General features: G+C 40.1%; 1 pseudogene. It reads left to right on the top strand.

Going from position 1 to position 207, the window contains the following annotated elements:
- Positions 1 to 207 (top strand): annotated as a pseudogene (locus tag Q8G36_RS28990) (IS5/IS1182 family transposase); the annotation flags it as partial.

Below are 207 nucleotides of genomic sequence, written 5' to 3'. Positions count from 1 at the left end.
ATGACAGTCAGATCTTAGAGCCACTAGTTGAACAAGTGATTGAGAAAGTTGGAAAACCGGAAGCCGTTGCCGCAGATGCAGCTTATAAAACACCAGCGATTACAAGCTACCTATTTAACAAAGAAATTACACCTGCTTTACCCTATACACGTCCTCGTACAAAAGAAGGATTCTTTCGCAAACATGACTATGTTTATGATGAACACT

It is taken from the genome of Peribacillus frigoritolerans, from assembly GCF_030676415.1.
GTDB classification, from domain to species: Bacteria; Bacillota; Bacilli; order Bacillales; family DSM-1321; genus Peribacillus; species Peribacillus frigoritolerans_A.
This window is presented reverse-complemented; position numbering and strand designations above follow the sequence as displayed.